Origin of the sequence: Chryseobacterium cucumeris, from assembly GCF_016775705.1 — a bacterium.
Lineage (GTDB): Bacteria > Bacteroidota > Bacteroidia > Flavobacteriales > Weeksellaceae > Chryseobacterium > Chryseobacterium cupriresistens.
The window spans coordinates 1,832,329-1,852,333 of sequence record NZ_CP068760.1 but is presented as its reverse complement, the minus strand read 5'-3'; the positions used below and the strand labels follow the sequence as shown (position 1 = coordinate 1,852,333).

At 37.4% G+C, this 20,005-nt stretch carries 23 protein-coding genes; 8 read left to right on the top strand and 15 right to left on the bottom strand.

Features of this window, described 5'->3' with window-relative positions; translation table 11 throughout:
• Positions 1-6 precede the first annotated feature (6 nt).
• Positions 7-1,158, bottom strand: a complete 1,152-nt coding sequence (locus JNG87_RS08270; protein ID WP_202843284.1) for a homogentisate 1,2-dioxygenase — start codon at positions 1,156-1,158, stop codon at positions 7-9.
• Between the two features lie 123 nt (positions 1,159-1,281).
• Here JNG87_RS08270 and JNG87_RS08265 point away from each other — a divergent pair, with 123 nt between their 5' ends.
• Together JNG87_RS08265 and JNG87_RS08260 are read left to right on the top strand one after the other, a co-directional pair.
• Positions 1,282-3,351 (top strand): TonB-dependent receptor plug domain-containing protein, encoded by a 2,070-nt coding sequence (locus tag JNG87_RS08265; RefSeq protein WP_202843278.1) that lies wholly within the window; start codon positions 1,282-1,284, stop codon positions 3,349-3,351.
• Positions 3,348-3,809 (top strand): redoxin domain-containing protein, encoded by a 462-nt coding sequence (locus JNG87_RS08260; RefSeq protein WP_202843273.1) that lies wholly within the window; start codon positions 3,348-3,350, stop codon positions 3,807-3,809. The genes JNG87_RS08265 and JNG87_RS08260 overlap by 4 nt, the downstream gene beginning before the upstream one ends.
• Before the next feature lie 202 nt (positions 3,810-4,011).
• Here JNG87_RS08260 and JNG87_RS08255 read toward each other — a convergent pair whose 3' ends face one another.
• Together JNG87_RS08255 and JNG87_RS08250 are read right to left on the bottom strand one after the other, a co-directional pair.
• Positions 4,012-4,482 (bottom strand): cupin domain-containing protein, encoded by a 471-nt coding sequence (locus JNG87_RS08255; protein ID WP_202843270.1) that lies wholly within the window; start codon positions 4,480-4,482, stop codon positions 4,012-4,014.
• A gap of 3 nt (positions 4,483-4,485) precedes the next feature.
• Complete coding sequence (locus tag JNG87_RS08250) at positions 4,486-5,475, bottom strand: NADP-dependent oxidoreductase (RefSeq protein ID WP_202843268.1); 990 nt, start codon at positions 5,473-5,475, stop codon at positions 4,486-4,488.
• A gap of 92 nt (positions 5,476-5,567) precedes the next feature.
• Between JNG87_RS08250 and JNG87_RS08245 the strand changes: the two genes are divergently transcribed.
• Positions 5,568-5,951, top strand: a complete 384-nt coding sequence (locus JNG87_RS08245; protein WP_202843266.1) for a winged helix-turn-helix transcriptional regulator — start codon at positions 5,568-5,570, stop codon at positions 5,949-5,951.
• A gap of 284 nt (positions 5,952-6,235) precedes the next feature.
• Here JNG87_RS08245 and JNG87_RS08240 read toward each other — a convergent pair whose 3' ends face one another.
• From JNG87_RS08240 to JNG87_RS08225, 4 genes are all read right to left on the bottom strand, one after another.
• Entirely contained in the window at positions 6,236-7,090 is an 855-nt protein-coding gene (locus JNG87_RS08240; RefSeq protein WP_202843264.1) for a glycine betaine ABC transporter substrate-binding protein, read from the bottom strand.
• A 1-nt stretch (position 7,091) separates the two neighbouring features.
• The gene (locus JNG87_RS08235; protein WP_202843262.1) at positions 7,092-7,919 is read right to left on the bottom strand and encodes an ABC transporter permease; all 828 of its coding nucleotides are present in this window, start codon (positions 7,917-7,919) and stop codon (positions 7,092-7,094) included.
• Position 7,920: 1 nt separating this feature from the next.
• The gene (locus JNG87_RS08230; protein ID WP_202843260.1) at positions 7,921-9,171 is read right to left on the bottom strand and encodes a glycine betaine/L-proline ABC transporter ATP-binding protein; all 1,251 of its coding nucleotides are present in this window, start codon (positions 9,169-9,171) and stop codon (positions 7,921-7,923) included.
• A gap of 529 nt (positions 9,172-9,700) precedes the next feature.
• A complete protein-coding gene (locus JNG87_RS08225) occupies positions 9,701-10,066 on the bottom strand; it encodes a DUF1304 domain-containing protein (protein WP_047429381.1) in 366 nt (121 codons plus the stop codon).
• 65 nt (positions 10,067-10,131) lie between these two features.
• Between JNG87_RS08225 and JNG87_RS08220 the strand changes: the two genes are divergently transcribed.
• From JNG87_RS08220 to JNG87_RS08210, 3 genes are all read left to right on the top strand, one after another.
• Entirely contained in the window at positions 10,132-10,704 is a 573-nt protein-coding gene (locus JNG87_RS08220) for a Crp/Fnr family transcriptional regulator (protein ID WP_202843258.1), read from the top strand.
• Between the two features lie 63 nt (positions 10,705-10,767).
• Positions 10,768-11,199: a DoxX family protein gene (locus tag JNG87_RS08215; RefSeq protein WP_202843256.1), complete on the top strand. Its 432-nt coding sequence runs from the start codon at positions 10,768-10,770 to the stop codon at positions 11,197-11,199.
• An 8-nt stretch (positions 11,200-11,207) separates the two neighbouring features.
• Positions 11,208-11,651 (top strand): carboxymuconolactone decarboxylase family protein, encoded by a 444-nt coding sequence (locus JNG87_RS08210; protein ID WP_202843254.1) that lies wholly within the window; start codon positions 11,208-11,210, stop codon positions 11,649-11,651.
• A gap of 470 nt (positions 11,652-12,121) precedes the next feature.
• Here JNG87_RS08210 and JNG87_RS08205 read toward each other — a convergent pair whose 3' ends face one another.
• From JNG87_RS08205 to JNG87_RS08180, 6 genes are all read right to left on the bottom strand, one after another.
• Positions 12,122-13,090 (bottom strand): cyclase family protein, encoded by a 969-nt coding sequence (locus JNG87_RS08205; RefSeq protein WP_202843252.1) that lies wholly within the window; start codon positions 13,088-13,090, stop codon positions 12,122-12,124.
• A gap of 194 nt (positions 13,091-13,284) precedes the next feature.
• On the bottom strand, positions 13,285-14,268 hold the full coding sequence (locus tag JNG87_RS08200) for an aldo/keto reductase (RefSeq protein ID WP_202843250.1): 984 nt from the start codon (positions 14,266-14,268) through the stop codon (positions 13,285-13,287).
• A gap of 228 nt (positions 14,269-14,496) precedes the next feature.
• On the bottom strand, positions 14,497-15,249 hold the full coding sequence (locus tag JNG87_RS08195) for a type 1 glutamine amidotransferase domain-containing protein (protein ID WP_202843248.1): 753 nt from the start codon (positions 15,247-15,249) through the stop codon (positions 14,497-14,499).
• Positions 15,250-15,251: 2 nt separating this feature from the next.
• Complete coding sequence (locus JNG87_RS08190; RefSeq protein WP_110010915.1) at positions 15,252-15,539, bottom strand: putative quinol monooxygenase; 288 nt, start codon at positions 15,537-15,539, stop codon at positions 15,252-15,254.
• Positions 15,540-15,541: 2 nt separating this feature from the next.
• Complete coding sequence (locus JNG87_RS08185) at positions 15,542-16,426, bottom strand: NAD-dependent epimerase/dehydratase family protein (protein WP_202843246.1); 885 nt, start codon at positions 16,424-16,426, stop codon at positions 15,542-15,544.
• Complete coding sequence (locus JNG87_RS08180) at positions 16,423-17,040, bottom strand: NAD(P)H-dependent oxidoreductase (protein ID WP_202843244.1); 618 nt, start codon at positions 17,038-17,040, stop codon at positions 16,423-16,425. The genes JNG87_RS08185 and JNG87_RS08180 overlap by 4 nt, the downstream gene beginning before the upstream one ends.
• A gap of 370 nt (positions 17,041-17,410) precedes the next feature.
• Here JNG87_RS08180 and JNG87_RS08175 point away from each other — a divergent pair, with 370 nt between their 5' ends.
• Positions 17,411-18,157, top strand: a complete 747-nt coding sequence (locus tag JNG87_RS08175; RefSeq protein WP_202843242.1) for a metallophosphoesterase family protein — start codon at positions 17,411-17,413, stop codon at positions 18,155-18,157.
• A gap of 40 nt (positions 18,158-18,197) precedes the next feature.
• The gene (locus tag JNG87_RS08170; protein WP_202843240.1) at positions 18,198-19,094 is read left to right on the top strand and encodes a LysR family transcriptional regulator; all 897 of its coding nucleotides are present in this window, start codon (positions 18,198-18,200) and stop codon (positions 19,092-19,094) included.
• On the opposite strand, the gene JNG87_RS08165 is transcribed toward JNG87_RS08170, so the two are convergent.
• Positions 19,071-19,538 (bottom strand): GNAT family N-acetyltransferase, encoded by a 468-nt coding sequence (locus tag JNG87_RS08165; protein WP_202843238.1) that lies wholly within the window; start codon positions 19,536-19,538, stop codon positions 19,071-19,073. The genes JNG87_RS08170 and JNG87_RS08165 overlap by 24 nt on opposite strands.
• Complete coding sequence (locus JNG87_RS08160) at positions 19,538-19,972, bottom strand: GNAT family N-acetyltransferase (protein ID WP_202843236.1); 435 nt, start codon at positions 19,970-19,972, stop codon at positions 19,538-19,540. Before JNG87_RS08160 ends, JNG87_RS08165 begins: the two co-directional genes overlap by 1 nt.
• Positions 19,973-20,005 lie beyond the last annotated feature (33 nt).

The window sequence follows — 20,005 nt, the reverse complement described above, 5'->3', positions numbered from 1 at the left end:
TGTAGACTATTCCAGCCATGAAGTTTTATAGGAAGGATCTTCCACTTTTAAAGCTTCTTCAGTAATTTTCAAAGGGCGGAAAGGGTCTACCATTACGGCATATTCTTCTGTGAATTTTTTTCCGATACTTCTTTCCATAGCACCTGGATGAGGTCCGTGTACAATTCCTCCCGGGTGAAGGGTGAAGTCCATCAAATCAATATGATTACGGCTCATGAAGTCTCCTTCCGTATAGAATAATACCTCATCAGAGTCAATATTGGAGTGGTTGTAAGGTGCCGGAATCGCCTGTGGGTGATAATCATACATTCTTGCACAGAATGAGCAGACTACAAAATTGTGTCCCTCAAAATTCTGGTGAACAGGTGGTGGTTGGTGAATTCTTCCGGTAATCGGTTCGAAGTTTTTAATGTTGAATTTATAAGGATAAAAATATCCGTCCCAGCCTACTACATCAAACGGGTGAGTCGCGTAGATGAAATCGGTAATCTGGTTTTCTTTTTTTACTTTAATTAAGAATTCTCCCTTTTCATCGATGGGTTCTCTGTAAGTAGGAGCAATTATATCTCTTTCGCAGAATGGAGAATGTTCCAAAAGCTGCCCGAATTCGTTTCTGTATCTTTTCGGAGTGTAAATAGGAGAGTGGCTTTCCAATACGAAAAACACAATGTCATCAGACTTTAGTTCTACCTGATAGATAGTTCCTCGCGGAATAATAAGATAATCTCCGGTTACGAATTCAAGATCACCTACAAATGTTTTTAAGATTCCGTTTCCTTGGTGAACATATAAAAGTTCATCACATTCTGCATTTTTGTAGAAGTAATCCATCGATTTTCTTGGCTTGGCCAGTCCCATTTTCAGGTCATTATTCATCAAAAGGATCTTTCGGCTGTCCATAAAATCATCTTCAGGAGTGACGTTCATTCCTTTAAACATTCTCGGAGCCACATTTTTTTCCACAGCGATTTTTGGAGTAACATCTTTCGGTTCACCGATAGATTTGATTTGTGTAGGGCGGTGGATATGATATAACAGAGAAGAAATACCATGGAAGCCTTCTGTACCGAAAAGCTGTTCATAGTAAAATTTATCTTCCGGAGACTTAAAGATCGTATGCCTTTTTTGTGGGATATTTCCCAATTGATGATATCTCATTTTACTTTCATATGTAGTTTCTCAAATTTAATCATTTTTCATGAATTCAATCCATCTATATTTTTTTGAAGAAGTTTTGTATTTGAAAAATAATTGTTAGATTTGTCTAACAATTTTAATTTCATGAAGCGAATATTATTTTCTATTACTTTTTTATCTAGCTATTGCTTTGCGCAGGAGACGGACAGTTTGAGTTTACAGCAGTCTAAAAGGCAGGATTCTGCAAAAGTTATGAAGAGGGAATTCAAGACCAGTAACATTGAAGATGTAGTAGTTACCGGAACCATAAAACCGATGAGCAGGTCGAAAAGTCCTGTCGCTGTAGAGATTTATAGTCAGAAATTTTTCCAGAAAAATCCTACTCCCAGTATTTTTGAGGCCATTGCCATGGTGAATGGAGTAAAACCTCAGCTGAACTGTTCTGTGTGCAATACGGGAGATATCCATATTAATGGATTGGAAGGGCCATATACCATGATTCTGATTGACGGAATGCCGATTGTAAGTTCGCTTTCCACCGTATATGGATTAAGCGGAATCCCCAATAGTCTGGTAGACAGAATTGAAGTTGTAAAAGGTCCTGCATCTTCTATTTATGGTTCTGAAGCCATGGGAGGGGTCATTAATATTATCACCAAAAATGCACTGACTGCTCCTAAATTAAGTGTTGACCTGATGACATCGAGCTGGTTTGAAAATAATCTGGATCTTTCCACCAAATTCAACGTAGGAAAGAAAGCTGCTTCTTTATTAAGTTTAAATTATTTCAGTTTTCAGGAAAGAATAGATCAGAATAAAGATAATTTCACCGATGCTACTTTACAAAGCAGAATTTCGGTTTTCAATAAGTGGAATTTTAAAAGAAAGGAAAACAGACAGGCAAGTTTTGCCATGAGATATCTGTATGAAGACCGCTTTGGCGGTGAAATGCAGTGGAATAAATCTTTCCGTGGCAGTGATGAAGTATACGGAGAAAGTATTTATACGAACAGAGCAGAGGTTTTCGGATTGTACGAATGGCCGATGAAAGAACATATTGTAACTCAGTTTTCTTATAATTACCATGACCAGAATTCATTTTATGGCTCCAATCCATTCAATGCGACACAGAAAGTAGCTTTCATACAGACGTATTGGGACAGAAGTTTCGGGAAACATGATATCACGGCCGGACTTACTTTCAAAAGAACTTTTTACGATGATAATACTCCGGGAACATTAGCTGCGGATGGTATCACTAATGCGCCGATGAAATCACCGATCTGGGGAGCTTTTATCCAGGATCAGTGGGAAATCAATGATAAAAATACTTTGCTGATTGGATACAGATATGATTATGATAAAGTGCATCATTCCGTACATTCACCGAGGTTTGCATGGAAATTTAATCCTAATCCATACCATACCTTACGTTTTAACTTTGGAACAGGCTTCCGAGTAGTGAATTTGTTTACGGAAGATCATGCTGCTTTGACAGGTTCAAGGGAAGTGGTGGTAAAATCTGACCTGAAGCCCGAAAGATCGATCAACGGAAACTTGAATTATATCTGGAAAATTCCTGTAGGAAACCGAATGGTGAATCTTGATGCGTCGGCATTTTATACGTATTTCAGTAATAAAATCGTGGGAGATTTTGATTCGGACCCTGATAAAATTATTTATGACAATCTTCATGGGTACGGAATTTCACGGGGAGCTTCCCTGAATGTGGATTTTAGTTTTCAATTCCCTCTTAGTGTCAATCTGGGAGTGACGTATCTGGATGTCTATCAGAAATTTGATAATGAAAATCAAAAAACACAGCAATTGCATGCTCCGAAATGGAGTGGTACTTATAATCTGACATATAAGTTCGCCAATAATCTGACCATCGATTTTACAGGACAATTCTACGGGCCCATGAGGCTTCCTGTTCTGGTAAACGACTACCGCCCTGAATATTCACCGTTTTATTCTCTGGCCAATATTCAGGTGTCTAAGAGCTTTAAATCCGGATTTGAAGTGTATTGCGGAATAAAAAACCTATTCAATTTCAGACCTAAAGATCCTTTGATGAGACCGTTTGACCCGTTTGATAAATATGTTGATGATCCTGTCAACAATCCTAATCACTATACTTTTGATACGGCATACGGTTACGCCCCGATGCAGGGAATCAGAGGATTTCTGGGTGTAAAATATACTTTGAAATGAAAAAAATAGCTTTATTTTTAATGTTAGTGCCCTGTTTTTATCTGTCTCAGATGAAGACAGGCACTTTTTCTGATCTTGAGGTTCAGCAGAAAGAAAATCCTAAACCGGTTGTGATCCATCTATATACAGATTGGTGTGCGGTCTGTAAGATTGAGTCTTTCCGTATGAATAAAGATCAGGAGTTGGTGAATATGGTCAATGATCACTTTTATTTTATCAACTTTGAGGCAGAGAAAACGAAGGAGACCATTCATTTTCAGAACCAGGATTTTGAATATCTGCAGAATGGAAATTCGGGAATTCATGAGCTGGCGCTGGCATTGTCTAAAAATAAAAATCAGCCTGTTTATCCTTTGTGGATATTCCTGGATAAGCATCAGAATCTGGTGTATTATCAGGAAGGGCAGATGACGACTGAAAAAATGAAGCAGAAACTGTTGGAGATTTCTGCTTTGTAAATTGGGAGTTTTTATTGGAAAGCGCAGGGGCGCAAAGTATTTTCTATTATTATGCTGTAAGGCGCAAGGATTTTATCTGCGATAAAATTGTCTAATTCTAATACTATATGCATTAATCCTTGCTGAAAATCTTTGATTTTCTTGCGCCTTAAAAACAATACATTATTTATTTATCCTTGCGTCTTTGCGTTTTTCCAACAAATTAAATTTCTGCATCAATCAAAACAGCTAGCTGAATGCAAGGTTCATTAGACCGGTTGCTCCAAGCATGATTTGTTCCTCTTTGAATGACGATGTCGCCTGGCTTCAGAAGCGTTTCTTCTTCTTCCAAGATAAGGTAAAGTTCGCCGGAAAGAATAATGATATAATCCAGTGTTGGGGTTTGATGCATCATCGGATGAGGTTCGTTCTTTTTCCATTCTATACCTAAATCTTTATCAGGAGGAACTACTACATATCGGAAGTAAGTACCATTTTTAGGAGTTTGTGGAAATCCGGTATTGGGAATTTGGGTTTCAAAGTCCAGGCTGGCCGGCATTGTATGGGTATTCCATACATCTGAAATGATGAGCCCCGGGAAGTGTTCCACAGCGTTTTCTACTTGTTGATCTTCAGTAATAACGGATTTTCCGTCTTTTATTCCTGTTACGATTCGTCTTGGTATTTTATTCATAGATTAATGTTTCATAATAAGTTTATGACCTTGAGTCTGATTATTTTTTAGAATAGAATGTGCCTGTAGAACTGTATCCAAAGAAAGATTTCCAACGGTTCTATATTGTGGAGGGAGAATCATTCCGTTTTCAATAAGTGTTTTGATGGTAAGCAAACTGTTTTTATAATACTCGTATTTTTTTACCATTCCATACATATAATTGGAGATATTCATAATCATAGTTCCTTTGTTGAAAAGGGTTTCATGAGCATCTCTAGTGACCAAGGCTGTCACATCCACATACGTTCCGTTGATTTTTAAAACTTCTGCGGTGATTTCAGACATATAGTTTCCCACCAGATCAATTCCATATTCGAAAGGTTGATCATTATTGGCTTTTAGAATATTACTGATAAGATTTTCTTCTTTATAGTTGATGATCTGATGATTTTTCAATCCCAGATTGAGAAGGATCTGTCTGTTTTCTTCACTGCCCACTGTGGTTGTGATCTGTCGGATATTATGTGCTAATAAAAGTTTGATCAGAAATGAACCGACTCCTCCGGTTGCTCCTGTTACCAAAACTGTATTTTCGGGGTTTAATTTCAGACGATTAAAAATTTGTAAAGAAGTAAGCCCTGCTGAAGGAATGGCAGCCGCCTGTTCAAAAGAAATATTTTTTGGTTTAAAGGAAACAATGGCTTCAGGAACTGCAATATATTCAGCGTAAGTGCCGTTGCTTCCCATGGAACCGCTGCCACAATAGACTTCATCTCCAATATTGAATTCTTTAACTCCTGAACCTTTATCCACTACAATTCCGGATAGTTCTCTTCCTAATATCGGGGAACTGATCAGTTTCCGTTCCAATTCATTTTCCAGCATCTGATAATCGATGGGGTTGAAACCACTTGCTTTAATCTGAATTAAAACTTCATTGCCTTTGGGTTTTGGCTGTTCTGCAAATCCGTCTTCCAACTTTCCGTTTTTATTTAAAATAACTGTTTTCATACTTTAAAATTTGATACACAAATGTAAAGCGGGAATAGTTTATATTTGCTACTAGTTAACCAATGGTAACTAGTTACCTTCATGAAACTATTATGGCAAAAATCATTGAAAACGGCATTGAAAGAGAGGCCAGCTGCACAGAGGAATTGTTCGCGATGCGCGACAGTCTGGACGTTTTGGGAGGAAAATGGAAACTGATGATTTTACGGTATCTGACGAACAGACCGGATCAGATGATTCATTTTAAAAAGTTGGAACGCAGTATAGAAGGTATCTCTGCGAAAATGTTAAGCAAAGAATTAAAAGAACTGGAAACGAATCTCCTGATCACCAGAACCATTCAGGATACAAAGCCGATTACGGTAACGTATGCGGTGACCGAATACGGGAAATCTGTATTTCCGGTCACAGAAACATTGGTGAATTGGGGGATCCTTCATCGTGAGAAAATCAAAGAATCAATGGGATCGTTATGAGATATTGAAAAACGCAAAGACGCAACAATTTTCTTTTAAATATGCCTTAAGGCGCAAGGATTTTATCTTTGATAAAATTTAATTCTGTTGAATTTTAACTGAAACAAACTTGCTGAAAATCTTTGATTTTCTTGCGCCTTAAAGCAGTATGTTATTAAATTTCTTTGCGTCTTTGCGATTACTAATAATATGGCTTCATAGAGAAAAAATCAACTAATCTATGTCGATAAAAAATCCTCAGCCCATGTTGAGTTGAGGATTTTTAAATAATACCAAACTGTTTATTAATTTTTATCTAGCCAGGACTGTACCAGTTCCGGGTGATCTTTCACCCATTCTTTGGCGGTGGCTTCTTTATTTTTACTCTGTTCCATTTTCATTAAAAGATCAGACATATTTTCATCATCAAAATGGAGTTTTGAAAAGAATTTGGCCAGCTCAGGATGATCTTTTGCAAAGCTTTTTCTGGAGTAAGTTTTAATCTGTTCTGCTTCACCAAATATCTTTTTGGGATCGTCAAGAAACTTAAGCTTCATTTTTCCAAACATCCAGTGAGGCTGCCATCCGGTTACCACAATCCATTCTTTACGTTGAATAGCATTCTGTAATTCGGTGATCATGGCAATCGTAGAGGAATTGATCTGTTGGTAATCCAGTTTATAGTCAACAATAGCTTTATCCGTTCCGGTGGTTAGCCCGGCTCCTTTTTCAATCCCAATAATTCTGTGATTGAACTGTTTTTTATATTGATTGAGCTCCTCAATGGAGTTAACAGGAACGTAATCAGGAACCACCAGTCCTATACGTCCATTGTCGTAATTGGTTCCCAGACGAACTAATTCCGGAAATTTAGCCAGTTTTTTAGCATGAGTATAAGGAAGCCAGACTCCCATGAAAAGGTCTGTATCTTCATTATTCATCGAAGCCAGGATCATATCCGTAGAAGCTTTTTGAATAATAACGTGGTATCCCTGCTCGTCCAGAATGGCTTTTGCAACATGCGTCATCGCAACATCTTCTGCCCAGCCATCTACCATTCCTATGGTAATGTATTTTGAGTTTTTTATGTTTTCACACGAACTTAATGCTGTAAATAGTAACATTAAAACGGGCAAAAACAGATATTTAAATTGTTTCATCTTATTGCTTTTTCTTTACAAATCCCTGGGTAATACGGTCGAGGATAATGGCCAATATCACTACGGATAAACCACTTTCAAATCCTAATCCGATATCCAGATTATTAATTCCCTCCAGTACTTTCTCTCCTAAACCGCCTGCAGCAATCATTCCTGCAATAACGACCATGGATAATGATAACAAGATTGTCTGATTGATTCCCGTTAAAATCGTTTTCATCGCTAAAGGAAGCTCTACTTTGAACAGGATCTGACGGTTGGTGGCTCCAAAAGCTCTGGCAGCTTCCACAATATCTTTGGGAACGGCTTCAATTCCCAATGTCGTTAATCGAACTGCTGGCGGCATGGCGAAAATGATGGTTGCAAAAGCACCCGGTACTTTACCGATACTGAAAAACAGTACAGCCGGGATCAGGTAGACAAAAGCGGGCATGGTCTGCATCAGATCCAGTAAAGGACGAATGATTTTGTCGGCTATTTTGCTTTTAGCTGCTAAAATTCCCAAAGGAATAGAAAGAATAAGAGCGGTAATGGTGGATACAAAGATAAGTGCCAGCGTTTCCATGGTTTCTTTCCATAGACCCATTAAAAATATTAAACTTAATCCGGTAGCCGTTACTACAGCAATGCCTTTTCCGGCTTTCCATAACGCCAGCAGGGTAAAAAAGAGAATGATTACATAAAAAGGTGTGTTTGTTAAAACCCATTCAATCCCCATAATAGAGGCATTTCCTAAGTGTTTTATAACATCGAATACAGGTTTTCCGTTTTCTGTGAGCCAATTGATTGCAGTTTCTACATATTGACCTATATCTATAGTTTTATTCATCTTATTGGTTGTTTGCGATTTCTTTTAATTCAATAATCTCTTCTTCGTTAAATTTGGTCGCTTCTATGACCAGAGATAACTGGGTGACAAGACCTAAAAATTTATTGTCTTCATCAATAACAGCAATGGACGATTTATTTTCTGAGATCAGCGGCAGCATTTCCTCTACCGTTACTTCAGGATAAACCGAAGGAACATTACTGTTGATAATGGATTCTACCGTAGGTTCTTTCTTTTTGGCAATGCGGACAACATCATTAAGGGTTACAAAACCCAGAAATTTATTTTGAAAATCTACTACAGGTAAGTTTTCCAGCCCCGTAGCTCTCATTTTTCTTAAAGCTCCTTCAGGACCGTCTTTTCTGAAACGTACAACTGTCGCTTTGTCAAACATTAAAGATCTGGCGGTAATAATCGTTTTACGGTCTACTTTCTCTACGAACGCTTTTACATAATCACTTGCCGGATTGGTTAGAATATCTTCAGCAGTTCCTATCTGTTCTATGACACCATCTTTCATGATGACGATGCGGTCTCCGATTTTAATGGCTTCATCCAGATCGTGCGTAATAAAGACAATGGTTTTTTGTAAGGTATTCTGCAGTTCAAGCATCTGATCCTGCATTTCAGATTTTATCAGCGGATCCAGTGCAGAGAATGCTTCATCCATAAGCAAAACTTCAGGATCATTGGCCAACGCTCTTGCCAATCCTACTCTCTGCTGCATTCCTCCGGAAAGCTGTGAAGGATATTGATTTTCAAAACCAGTTAATCCAACGATATCCAGCGCTTTCTGTGCTTTTTTATCGCGTGAAGCTTTGTCTTCTCCTCTTATTTCCAGCCCGAAACCAGCATTGTCGAGAATTGTATGATGAGGCAGTAATCCGAATTTCTGAAATACCATACTCATTTCTGTTCTTCTTACTTCCAGCAGTTCTTTGTTGTTTTTCCCGGTAATATCATCGTCATTGATGAATACTTTTCCTGACGTGGGTTCATTCAGTCTGTTCAAACAGCGCAGTAAAGTTGATTTTCCACTTCCTGAAAGTCCCATGATCACAAAGAATTCTCCTTCATAGATTTCAAAACTGGCTTTGTTGATTCCTATGGTGCAGCCTGTTTTTTCAAGAATTTCCTTTTTGGAAAAACCTTTGTCCAGAAGTTCCTGTGCCTTTTCTTTGTTTTTACCAAAGATAATCGTCAGGTCTTCCACTTTAAGTTTTACTTTTCGAGTGTTTTCATTTTTTTCCATATTCAGAATTTTTCAATTAATAATTTGATATAAAAAATTGTACACCAATTCATTATATATATTTAGCTTTCGTTGTTCTGCTGTTGGCAATAGGATAAAATAAATTGCCAAGCCTTTGGTGATAAAAGCTTTAAACAAAAAAATAATAGCATAAAGACCTGCTGGCCTTATGTTTATTTTAAATATTTCAATAGATTATACTCTAGAAAAAGAGTGTATTATGTAAAAAGAAACTGATCTTTTACATAGATTCTACAATTAAATTACTGATGAGGTAATTAAAGATATGTATACTGAACAACTTGAATGGCTACATTTCATCAAAATGCTTGCCAGCATCAAAAAACTGTATATCAATTTTTTATGACGGTGCAAATTTACGAATTTTATATTAAATGGATTTTTACTTATGTAAATTGTTGATTTTCAATATAGTTTTAAAGAGGTGATTTCATGACGAATTTTTCTCTTATCATTAAAGGTAAGAGCAGATGGATATGGTAATTATTTTAAAAGATAACCTGTAAGATTATTTCAATAAAACGGCAATAATAGCAAGAATGGCAGGCAGTGCCTGTACGAAGAATATTTTTTTAGTGGCAGAGATTGCTCCATAGATTCCTGCAACGGCTACACATCCTAAAAAGAATAATGCCACATTGGTCTGCCATTGCGGATCTTTAATCAGGAATGACCAGATCAGTCCGGCAGCCAGGAAACCATTGTAAAGTCCCTGGTTGGCAGCAAGTCCTTTCGTTGGTTTAAACATTTCTGCAGGCAGAGCTGCTTTAAAAACTTCTTTTCCTTTGGTTTCCCATGCGAACATTTCCATCCAAAGAATATAAAGGTGTTCCAGTGCAACGACAGCGATCAGAATTTTAGCAACGATTTCCATGATTCAATATTTTTCTCATTGTAAAACTAAAAAAATAAAGTTAAGTTTGAGTATTAATTCTTACCATGGACTTATTCAAATCACATTTAAACAAATTTATTACGGTAACTGACGAGGAATATACTTCTATTGTATCATTTTTCGAGGTAATGGATGTGAAAAAGAAGCAAAATCTGGTGCTGGAAGGTGAAGTCTGCCGGACCATGTATTTTGTAGTGAAAGGATGTCTGAGAAAGTTTTTTATCAATGAAAAAGGGGTAGAGCAGACAACGGAATTTGCCATTGAAAACTGGTGGATTACAGATACGTTTGCTTACGAAAGGCAGATACAAACTAACTTTTCGATACAGGCGGTGGAACATTCTTCTGTTTTGATGATTGATCTGGACCGTCAGGAAGAATTATTACAAAAGCATCCTGTTATGGAAAGGTATTTCCGCATGATCTACCAGCGGGCATATGCTGCTGCGGAACGCAGGATCCGTTATTTGTATGAAATGTCCAGAGAAGAACTTTATATGCATTTCAGTACATTGTATCCGTGGTTTATTCAAAGGATTCCTCAATATCTTATAGCTTCTTTTTTGAATCTTACTCCGGAATATCTGAGTGAAATCAGAGCAAAATTACGATCTTAAACCAGTTTAAGTTTTTTACGGATCAGAAGACGGAAATTTGTCATGTGATTAAAAGTTAATGCAATGACAGATCAAAAATATCAATTTCCGCAACTTTTTTTAAGACTGGCTCTCGCCGTTACGATGCTTTCTGCAGTAGCAGACAGGTTCGGATTATGGAGCAAAGAAAATTCTTCATGGGGAAACATGGAGCGTTTTAAAGAATACACAAGACAGCTTACCTTTTTTCTTCCGGAAGCTTTGAGTACGGTTTCAGCGTATACCGCAACCTTTTTAGAAATTCTTTTTCCTTTGATGCTTATTTTTGGATTTAAAACAAAGTTTGCAGCCTATGGAAGCAGTGCACTGCTACTCGTTTTTGCCATCTCTATGACCATTGCATCAGGTTCCAAAGCCCCACTAAACTATTCTGTATGGGTGGGAAGTGCAGCCGCTCTTTTACTGGCGGTACAGCAGCATTATTCTTTAAGTATAGATCAATTAACCAAAAAATAATACATATTATGAGCGCAAGATTAAATATTGCAACAGTAGATTCAGCAGCTTACAAAGCAATGATGGGATTAGAAGCATACTTACAGACCACTTCTTTAACCCATATTCAGAAGGAATTAATTAAAATCAGGGCTTCACAGATCAATAAATGTGCGTTCTGCCTTGATATGCACACCAAAGATGCCATCAAATACGGTGAAAATCCTCAAAGAATCTTTATTCTGAACGGATGGACAGAAGCGAAAGAATTTTTCACTGAAGAAGAGCAGGTACTTTTGGCAATGACAGAGGAAATTACACTGATCAGTCAAAACGGATTATCAGAAGAAACTTTCCAGAAGGCTAAAAAATTCTTTGATGATCACCAGATCGCTCAGATTATTATGGCGATTATTACCATCAATGCCTGGAACAGAATTGCAGTGAGCACGCATATTCCGATTGCAAAATAACGGAGTCAGGAAGTTGGGTGATGGAAGATGGAAGTTGATGAAGTCTGCGTAATTACGGATGTTTACTTTTTATCAAAACGGCCTTTCAAATTTTTGAAAGGCCGTTTTAATGTAAAATTCAAATTGACAATGTAACACAGTTTGGGTATTAATTCTAAAAATAAATTCTAAGGTTAATTTTATTTTTTTAAACAGAACTACATTGTCTCTTCGTTTCTCGGATATAAAAGTTGTTTGAATTTTACCAAACCACAAAAGTCACAAAAGGGTTCATTTTAAAACACTTGAGTTCACTTAAGTAAGTTTGAAATGATACTGCAGAAAAGTTCACACAAGATGAAAATCAGAGATTTTCACAAAACTAAGGTGTACTTATTACGTATGAGGCTTGGTTCTGAAAAAACTTTTGTGCCTTTTGTGGTTAAAATAATAAATATAAAATTTTAAACAACCTACTGTAAGCATTTAAATTAATAAATCGCCACAGGATTTACATTCACCTGAGTAGAACCTACATACAAAGGCTGTCCCAGCACAAATAGAAATTCCCAGACTTTTTGTTTTACCAAAGGACGGCTGTCTATCAGCTCCAGGTTATAAATTCCTTTTTTAGCCAGCATAAACTGATTGATGGGAAATTCTTCCTTACTTTTTGGGTTAGGATAGACTTCAGAAGCCCAGGTGTCGCCACCAAAAGCTACGATTCCCTGGTCGGCAAGCCATTTTGCGGCATCCATTCCTATTCCGGGTTCTGTTTCCAGAAATTGCTGGTTGTTTTTACCGATCAATTCAAGCCATCCGGTGTTGAAAAGAACGATATCACCTTTTCGCAGAGTAAGTCCTTGTTTCTTTAAAACGGATTTAATGTCTTCAACCGTAAATTCTGTTCCTCCCGGCACAATTGATTTTCCATAATGAGCAGTCATATCAAGCACTACACCTCGGGTAACGAAAGGAGGTACTTTTTCAACACCCAGTTTTTTTACGCCTTCTACGGTTACGAAATCTGTTGCCTTGTTCCCGTTATAGTAAGTGTTGTCAATACCAATGTGTCCGATACCGTTCAGTTGTGTTCCAACTCCGGTCCATCCGTTTACTAATTCATCATTGAAGGTGAATTTATTAGGACCTATGCTTTTTCCGCCCTGTTCTCCGGGTTGGATATTGTATAAATTAAAACTTCTGTGTCTGAAAGCAGGCAGGTTTTTATCAATAGGAACGGCAAGTGCTAACGTTTTACCTTGTTTTACCAGTCCTAGTGCTTGTTTTACAACTTCCGGTGTTAACAGATTGGCTGCTCCAATCTCATCTTTCGTACCGTAAGCCGAAGGATACCATGATTTATCTTCAGGATTGACGAGTGTCTGAGCTTTTAAATTAATGCTGTTGATAGTCAATAGTGTAGCTAACCCGAACATTCTGATCAGATTATTTTTCATTTTTATAAGGATTGAGGTTAAAAGAAAGGAAGCTGGAAGCTGGAAGAGGGAAGTTATTGACGTCGGATAATCAATGCAATTTAACTTCAATCGTCATTCCGACTTAGGAGGAATCTCTTTTGTTACCTGCAAAATAGTGCAATAGAAACCTAATATAGCTTCCAGCTTCCATCCTCCATCTTCCTGCCTTTACATTAAATTTCGCTTAAAGCTGAATTGATGTAGCTCAATTCTTCCTGTGAAAGGTCGATAGACATTGCCTTTGCGTTTTCGATGGCTTGGTGTGCATTTCTTGCTCCTGCCAATACAACTGTAATAGCTGGTTGTAACGTAGTCCATCTTAATACCAGTTGAGAAAGGCTGGCTCCTTTTTCCTGTGCAATAGGCTCAATTTTTTCTAAGAAAGTTTTTACCTTATTCAGATCAAACTGAGAGAAATATCCGTTTCTGTGGTCGTTATCTTTCAATTGGGTTTCCTTGAAATATTTACCGGTTAAAAGACCTCTTTCCATCGGGCTGTACACGATAATTCCAGAATTGTTTTCCAGAGAATACGGAACAAGATCATTTTCGATTGCACGGTTTAGCATACTGTAAGAAACCTGGTTGCTGGCAAGGTTTAAAGTCCTGTTAGCTTCTTCCATCTGAGCCACGCTGTAGTTGCTTACTCCAGCAGCACGGATTTTTCCCTGCTGGATCAATAGTTCCATTGCTTCCATAGTTTCAGAGATAGGCGTTGTGCTGTCAGGCCAGTGAAGCTGTAAAAGGTCAATATAATCTGTACCTAATCTTTTTAAACTCTCTTCAACTTCTTTGATGATGTTTTCTTTTGAAGCCAGCTTATAAACCGGAAGTGTTTTTCCTTCATCTTCTGCATCAAAGAAAAATTCTCCTTTTCCGTTGTTGCTTCCGTCCCATACCAATCCAAATTTTGTTAAAAGCTGAATTTTTGAACGGTCTTTTCCTTTGATAGCTTCACCGATCATTTCTTCACTCAGTCCGAAACCATAGAATGGAGCCGTGTCGATAGAAGTTACACCATGATCTAATGATGCGTGAATAGAATTGATAGAATCCTGTTTTTCATTACCGCCCCACATGTTTCCACCGATGGCAAAAGCTCCGTGTGTGATTGCTGATAATTCTAAATCGGTGTTTCCTAATTTTCTATATTCCATTTTTGTTTGTTTAAAAATTGTTGTTGTGTTAAACCACCCCGTCAAAAATTCTTTGAATTTTCGCCACCCCTCCGGAGGAGGGGAATTCTCGCTGTTTCAATAGTGACACTTCTAAGAACTTTTCGGATTTAAAAAGAACTTAAGTGTTCTTCTCTGTATTCTGAATAGCATCTTTTTTTACTTAAGTGACTGAAAACTGTTGTGACTTTTGTGGTTAAAAATTGTTTGTTACTTATTTAATTCCTTTACGATAGCTTCTCCAACGCTTTTTGCTGACTGTGGATTCTGTCCTGTGATCACTCTCTGATCGGTTACCACATGATTCTGCCAAAGCCCGGATTTTTCAAATTTTGCTCCTCTTTCTTTCAGTTTATCTTCCAGTAAGAATGGAACAACGTTTGTTAATTTTACTTCAGATTCCTCTTCATTGGTAAAAGCATTGATTTTTTTACCGTCTACAAGATATTTCCCGTTATTCAGTTTGATATTCACCAAACCTGCGGGACCATGACATACTCCGGCAACAATACCTCCGTTTTCATAAATTTTGGAAGCGATATCTGAAAGTTCCTTATTGTCTGCAAAATCCCACATTGCTCCGTGTCCTCCTGCATAAAAGATGGTTGAATATTCTTTAGGATCGACCTGTGACGGAGTCATTGAGTGATCAATTTTGTTTTTATATTCCTTGTTCTCCCAGAATTCTTTGTTGACAGGATCTTTCAAATCGAAGCCGTCTACCGGAGGAGTTCCGCCTTTCGGACTTACAAAGTCTATTTCATATCCTGCCTTGTGAAGAACTTCCCACGGATGAGAAACTTCACCCAGATAATATCCTGTATCTTCACCTGTACTGCCTTTTTTGTCATGACTGGTTACGACGAATAATATTTTCTTTTTCATATTCTTTGATTTTTTGGTTTGTGCCTGTACGAATCCTATCGTAAAGACCGCAAGCATTAAAAACACTAATTTTTTCATTGTTAAATAAGATTGGTGGTATAAATCTGTGGTTTTTCCTGAAGTTTCTCCTCAACCAAAGCTCCGAAAGCCTGGATATAAGGCTGCTGATTGTGCTGATCCAGTCCTTCTTTACTTTTCCAGATTTCGTAGAAAACAAATTCATTTTTGTCTTCAATTCCCTGGTGAAGGCTGTAAAGCTCGCAAGCTTCTTCTTTTCTTGTTTCTTTTACCATATTCTGAAGAACTTCCAGTACTTCTGCCTGATGTTCTTCCTTGGATTTTATAATGGCTGTAAGATGAATTTTCATAATTAAATAAAATTTTCAATAGAGTTATAGATAGGTTTCCAATCCAGTTCTGCTTTAGCTTTATCTGAACTGCATCTGCTGTTGGATGCAAAACCGAAATAACCTCCTGCAGGACCAAATTTGTCAACCGCATCCTGTATGCTTAATGATTTAGCTGATTGTAAGTTATATTTTTTACTGATCTTTTCTGCAATGTTTTTCAGAGAAGATGAACCGTTTTCTGCATAATAGATAGAGCCTCCTTTTGCTTTTTCCAATGCGAGTACATACAGATCTGCGAGATCTTCAATATGTAAGTTGGACCAGATATTTTCACCTTCACCAAAATAAACTCCATGCCCTTTCTCCTTAGAAAAGTTGATAAGAGCCGGAATCTGAATGCTGTCTTTTTTAATTCCTAAACCTTCTCCGTAAACCATGGTAGGAACAATAACAATACTTCGTATGCCTTTGCTGGCAGATTGCAGGACGTAATTGTTGATCAATACTCTTGATGCCATTTCCAGTCTTGGCTGCAAAGGGAAATCTTCTCTGAATATAAAGTCACTTTTTTTACCATTCTCTTTTCCACCAAAAATGGCAGAGCCTGAAGTGAATATAAAGGTTTTCTGACTTCCTTCCAGAGCTTTGATAAAGTTATCTGCTGCATACGCATCATCTGCTGAATCTGCATTATGGATCACAGCATCAATATCAGAAACCGCTGTTCTGATGAGGTCTTCCTCATGAATATTTCCCACAATGGTTTTGATTCCTAATGATTCCAGTTCCTGCACATGGGTTTCATTACGAACTAGTCCTGTCACTTCATAATTCCTGTCGAGGAGTTTTTTTGCGATAGTTCCGCCTATATAGCCGGTAATACCTGTGATCAGTATTTTTTTCATGATACCAGTTCAGATCTTAATTCTTTTTCAAAAACATTTCTCACATGTTCTTTGTAAAGCTTCATATCGCGTTCTATATTGGCGTTTTTCTCCACATCGTGGAAGTGGAAGCTTTCCATTTTTTCCATTGAAACAAAGGCATTCATTCTGTGGAATCCAAATAAAGGACCTTCGTCCACGCTTTTTTCATTAAAGAATTCTCCGGGAAGTGTGAAAGCAGTTGCAGGAGCATTCCAGCTTGTTGTTAACATATATTTTCTCCCGCCAAGCATTCCTCCTGTACCATAGTTGATTTCAGGACTCTCAGCCTTTCTTCCGTCGCTCATATAAATTCCTTTTGCATGACCTGCCGTGAAGACTTCGTCAATATATTTTTTCAATCCGTTCGGAAGCTGGAACCACCAGATAGGAGTGTGGTAAATGATGTAATCTGCCCAGACAAACTTCTGCACTTCTTCATGTTTGTCATAATTTTCACTTACATTCGTTATCTTTACTTCTACATTTTCAAATTCTTTAAGAACGGCTAATGTATTGTCTGCGATAGTCTGATTATATTTTCCTCCGGAATGTCCGAAATTCTGTCCTCCGTTGATGATTAGTACTTTTTTCATTTTTTTATGATTGTTTAAATTTTACTCTGCAAAGTTAGATCAGATTATTGTATAATAAAAATAATATAAATTATAGGGAATTATTATTTAAATTATAGTTTGGAGGTAAGGTTATATATGTGAATGGTCAATGGTCAATACGCTTCGCTTGTGAATTTTTTACGAGTTTTGGGGTACGTGGTCCTGGATTAAGTGCAGCCGATTTGTTTGTATATACAGGTATTTCTAATCAGCAGTTAATCATTCACTATTGACTTTGCGAAGCAAAAATTGACGATTGACAATTTCCCCTTTCATGGTAAAATATCATATAATCCCTGAACCGGAATTATTTTCCGACAGGTAAATTTGCCTAACAAATTGAAGGACAATGATACAGATAGCTGTTTTTAGTGATGTGCATGGAAATCTTCCTGCACTGGAAGTGGTGTTGAAGGATATTGAGCAGAGAGGAATAAGCCAGAAGTTCTGCCTGGGAGATCTGGTAGATTTTGCACCCTGGGGAAATGAAGTAATAGAAAAAATAAGGAGTCTGAACATTCCATGTCTGATGGGAAATCACGATGAAAGAATTGCTTTTGATATTCCTGTTGTTCCTTTGCCTAAGCATTCAGAAGAAGAAACTACTGCCCGCTTTATTGCTATAGATCATTCTAAAAAATATATTACAGAACCGAATAAAAAGTTTCTTTCCGGGTTGCCTTTTCACTTAAAGTTAAATTACAAAACAGGTAAAAAGCACTGGAACATCCAGCTGGTTCATTCCAGTCTTGAAAGCAATGATACTTATTTGTATGAATCAGAAAATGATGAGGTTTTTACATCTATGCTGGAATGGGCAAAAGCCGATCTGATCGTAATGGGACATACCCATTTATCATTTAAAAAACAGTTCGGAAATAATACATGGGCCGTTAATTGCGGTTCTGTAGGCCGCTCCAAAGAAGAAAACAGACTGGCTTCTTATCTGGTACTGACTTTGGATGAAGAAAAAATCACCCCTGAAATTGTACAGTTATCTTATCCGATTGATGAAACTATCCGCCAGATACATGAAAGCGGGATTCCGGATTATTATGCTTCGTTTCTGAAGAATGAAAATGTATTAATATTATAATTATTTTGTAACTTTGCATTATAATATTAATAATTAAGTCATGGTTAATTTAGAATGGTATCGTACTTTTAAGGCGATCTATAAAACCGGGACATTGACAGGTGCAGCTGATGCCTTATTCATATCACAGCCGGGAGTAAGCCTTCACTTAAGTTCTCTGGAAGCTTATGTGGGTTACAAGCTGTTTGACAGGACCGGTAGGAAAATGATTCCGACAGAGCGTGGTAAAGTATTGTTTAATGCAGTTGCTGAACCGCTCACTAAGCTGGAAGATGTAGAAAAGAATTTTCAGAAATCTACAGAGAAACATACGCCTACCATCAGTGTAGGGATGTGTTTTGAGACTTTTCAGACTACTCTGGAGCAATATGTTTCTTCATTACCTTTTAATCTGATCATCAGTTTTGGAGAATACCCCGAAATGCTGGATCAATTGGATAAGGGAATTCTCGATCTGATCATCACTCCTAAAAAAGGGTCTTCACCCAATATCGAGCATGAAGCCTTCTCTTCGGAACAAATTATTCTGGTTGGGGGGAAAGATGTAGATAAAGCAGCTTTCAATAAAGTGTTGAAAACAAAAGATGCAGAGCAGATTGAAGAGTGGCTGAAGAATGAAAAATGGTATGGAACCACCGGAGATATGGAACACCTTTTCCAGTTCTGGACCTTAAATTTTGGTCATAAACCGAATTTCCGCCCCAATTATATCGTTCCCAACCTGAATTCAATTATCCGCTGTCTGAAGGGAGGAACAGGATTAGCTGTTGTACCTGATTTTCTTTGCAGGAATGATATCGAAAGCGGTGAAGTACAGCTGATCTGGGAAGGAAAAAAGAAACTGGAAAACACACTGTATTTCGGATGTCGTAAGAAAACCAATTACCAGGCTGAAATAGAACACATTAAAGGTTTATTCCGCCAGGTGATGGCTTAAGACAACCATATCGCGCATCTGTAAACCGTTTTCATAGATTGGATCAGGATAATTTTTAATAAAAAAGTCTTTCAGAATTCCACTTCTGATGAATCCGTTTTTCTCATAAAATCTGATCTGTTGGAATCCCGTATCCGAGGTTCCGACAGTCAGTATTTTATAGTGGTTTTCTTTGGCAATTTCTTTAGCCTTGTTCATCAGGATACTTCCGATTCCTTTGCTACGGTAGCTTTCAATGACGGCAACATTTTTAATTTCCAGTTCAGTATCACTTTTTCTGTACAATGCCATCACTGCAATGTTTTCAGTACCGTTATGCAAAAGATAAATATCGGAATTGAAAATATATTGATTAATCGCTTCCTTGGTTTCATCAGCCAATAACAGGAGATGATAGGGAATTTCCGAATCGGAATTTAATTGATGAAAAGTGAAATCTTCCATTACAGACTCATATGAATAAGTGGATAATCTTTTCCTGAACCATCTTTTTCAGATCTTCCGACTTTTTTGAAACCCATTTTTTCATAAAAACCGATAGCCTGAGGGTTTTGTTCATTGACATCTACTTTGGTCAGTCCGGTTTTTTCTTTCATAAACTGATAAAGTGTTTTACCATAGCCTTTTCCACGTGTATCGTTGTGGATGAAAAGCATTTCCAGGTTGCCTTCTGCTACGGAAGCAAATCCTTTAGTTTCATGATCTTCAGTAATTAAATACACTTCCAGATTAGGAAGATAGTCTCTTGGAATGACTTCTTTAAAATAATTGAAATCTTCCTCAGCAAGAAAATCGTGTGTTGCTTTTACTGCTGATTCCCATATTTCCATAATTCTCGGATAATCCTCTGCTGTAGCCAATCTGATATGTTGTGACATGATTTTTAAATTTTGAGCAAAAATAGGGAAAAT

What these genes read in the sequence shown, in the direction of transcription:
- JNG87_RS08270 (WP_202843284.1), bottom strand. Translation starts at nt 1,158, where the DNA reads ATGAGATATCATCAATTGGGAAATATCCCACAAAAAAGGCATACGATC.
- JNG87_RS08265 (WP_202843278.1), top strand. Translation starts at nt 1,282, where the DNA reads ATGAAGCGAATATTATTTTCTATTACTTTTTTATCTAGCTATTGCTTT.
- JNG87_RS08260 (WP_202843273.1), top strand. Translation starts at nt 3,348, where the DNA reads ATGAAAAAAATAGCTTTATTTTTAATGTTAGTGCCCTGTTTTTATCTG.
- JNG87_RS08255 (WP_202843270.1), bottom strand. Translation starts at nt 4,482, where the DNA reads ATGAATAAAATACCAAGACGAATCGTAACAGGAATAAAAGACGGAAAA.
- JNG87_RS08250 (WP_202843268.1), bottom strand. Translation starts at nt 5,475, where the DNA reads ATGAAAACAGTTATTTTAAATAAAAACGGAAAGTTGGAAGACGGATTT.
- JNG87_RS08245 (WP_202843266.1), top strand. Translation starts at nt 5,568, where the DNA reads ATGGCAAAAATCATTGAAAACGGCATTGAAAGAGAGGCCAGCTGCACA.
- JNG87_RS08240 (WP_202843264.1), bottom strand. Translation starts at nt 7,090, where the DNA reads ATGAAACAATTTAAATATCTGTTTTTGCCCGTTTTAATGTTACTATTT.
- JNG87_RS08235 (WP_202843262.1), bottom strand. Translation starts at nt 7,919, where the DNA reads ATGAATAAAACTATAGATATAGGTCAATATGTAGAAACTGCAATCAAT.
- JNG87_RS08230 (WP_202843260.1), bottom strand. Translation starts at nt 9,171, where the DNA reads ATGGAAAAAAATGAAAACACTCGAAAAGTAAAACTTAAAGTGGAAGAC.
- JNG87_RS08225 (WP_047429381.1), bottom strand. Translation starts at nt 10,066, where the DNA reads ATGGAAATCGTTGCTAAAATTCTGATCGCTGTCGTTGCACTGGAACAC.
- JNG87_RS08220 (WP_202843258.1), top strand. Translation starts at nt 10,132, where the DNA reads ATGGACTTATTCAAATCACATTTAAACAAATTTATTACGGTAACTGAC.
- JNG87_RS08215 (WP_202843256.1), top strand. Translation starts at nt 10,768, where the DNA reads ATGACAGATCAAAAATATCAATTTCCGCAACTTTTTTTAAGACTGGCT.
- JNG87_RS08210 (WP_202843254.1), top strand. Translation starts at nt 11,208, where the DNA reads ATGAGCGCAAGATTAAATATTGCAACAGTAGATTCAGCAGCTTACAAA.
- JNG87_RS08205 (WP_202843252.1), bottom strand. Translation starts at nt 13,090, where the DNA reads ATGAAAAATAATCTGATCAGAATGTTCGGGTTAGCTACACTATTGACT.
- JNG87_RS08200 (WP_202843250.1), bottom strand. Translation starts at nt 14,268, where the DNA reads ATGGAATATAGAAAATTAGGAAACACCGATTTAGAATTATCAGCAATC.
- JNG87_RS08195 (WP_202843248.1), bottom strand. Translation starts at nt 15,249, where the DNA reads ATGAAAAAATTAGTGTTTTTAATGCTTGCGGTCTTTACGATAGGATTC.
- JNG87_RS08190 (WP_110010915.1), bottom strand. Translation starts at nt 15,539, where the DNA reads ATGAAAATTCATCTTACAGCCATTATAAAATCCAAGGAAGAACATCAG.
- JNG87_RS08185 (WP_202843246.1), bottom strand. Translation starts at nt 16,426, where the DNA reads ATGAAAAAAATACTGATCACAGGTATTACCGGCTATATAGGCGGAACT.
- JNG87_RS08180 (WP_202843244.1), bottom strand. Translation starts at nt 17,040, where the DNA reads ATGAAAAAAGTACTAATCATCAACGGAGGACAGAATTTCGGACATTCC.
- JNG87_RS08175 (WP_202843242.1), top strand. Translation starts at nt 17,411, where the DNA reads ATGATACAGATAGCTGTTTTTAGTGATGTGCATGGAAATCTTCCTGCA.
- JNG87_RS08170 (WP_202843240.1), top strand. Translation starts at nt 18,198, where the DNA reads ATGGTTAATTTAGAATGGTATCGTACTTTTAAGGCGATCTATAAAACC.
- JNG87_RS08165 (WP_202843238.1), bottom strand. Translation starts at nt 19,538, where the DNA reads ATGGAAGATTTCACTTTTCATCAATTAAATTCCGATTCGGAAATTCCC.
- JNG87_RS08160 (WP_202843236.1), bottom strand. Translation starts at nt 19,972, where the DNA reads ATGTCACAACATATCAGATTGGCTACAGCAGAGGATTATCCGAGAATT.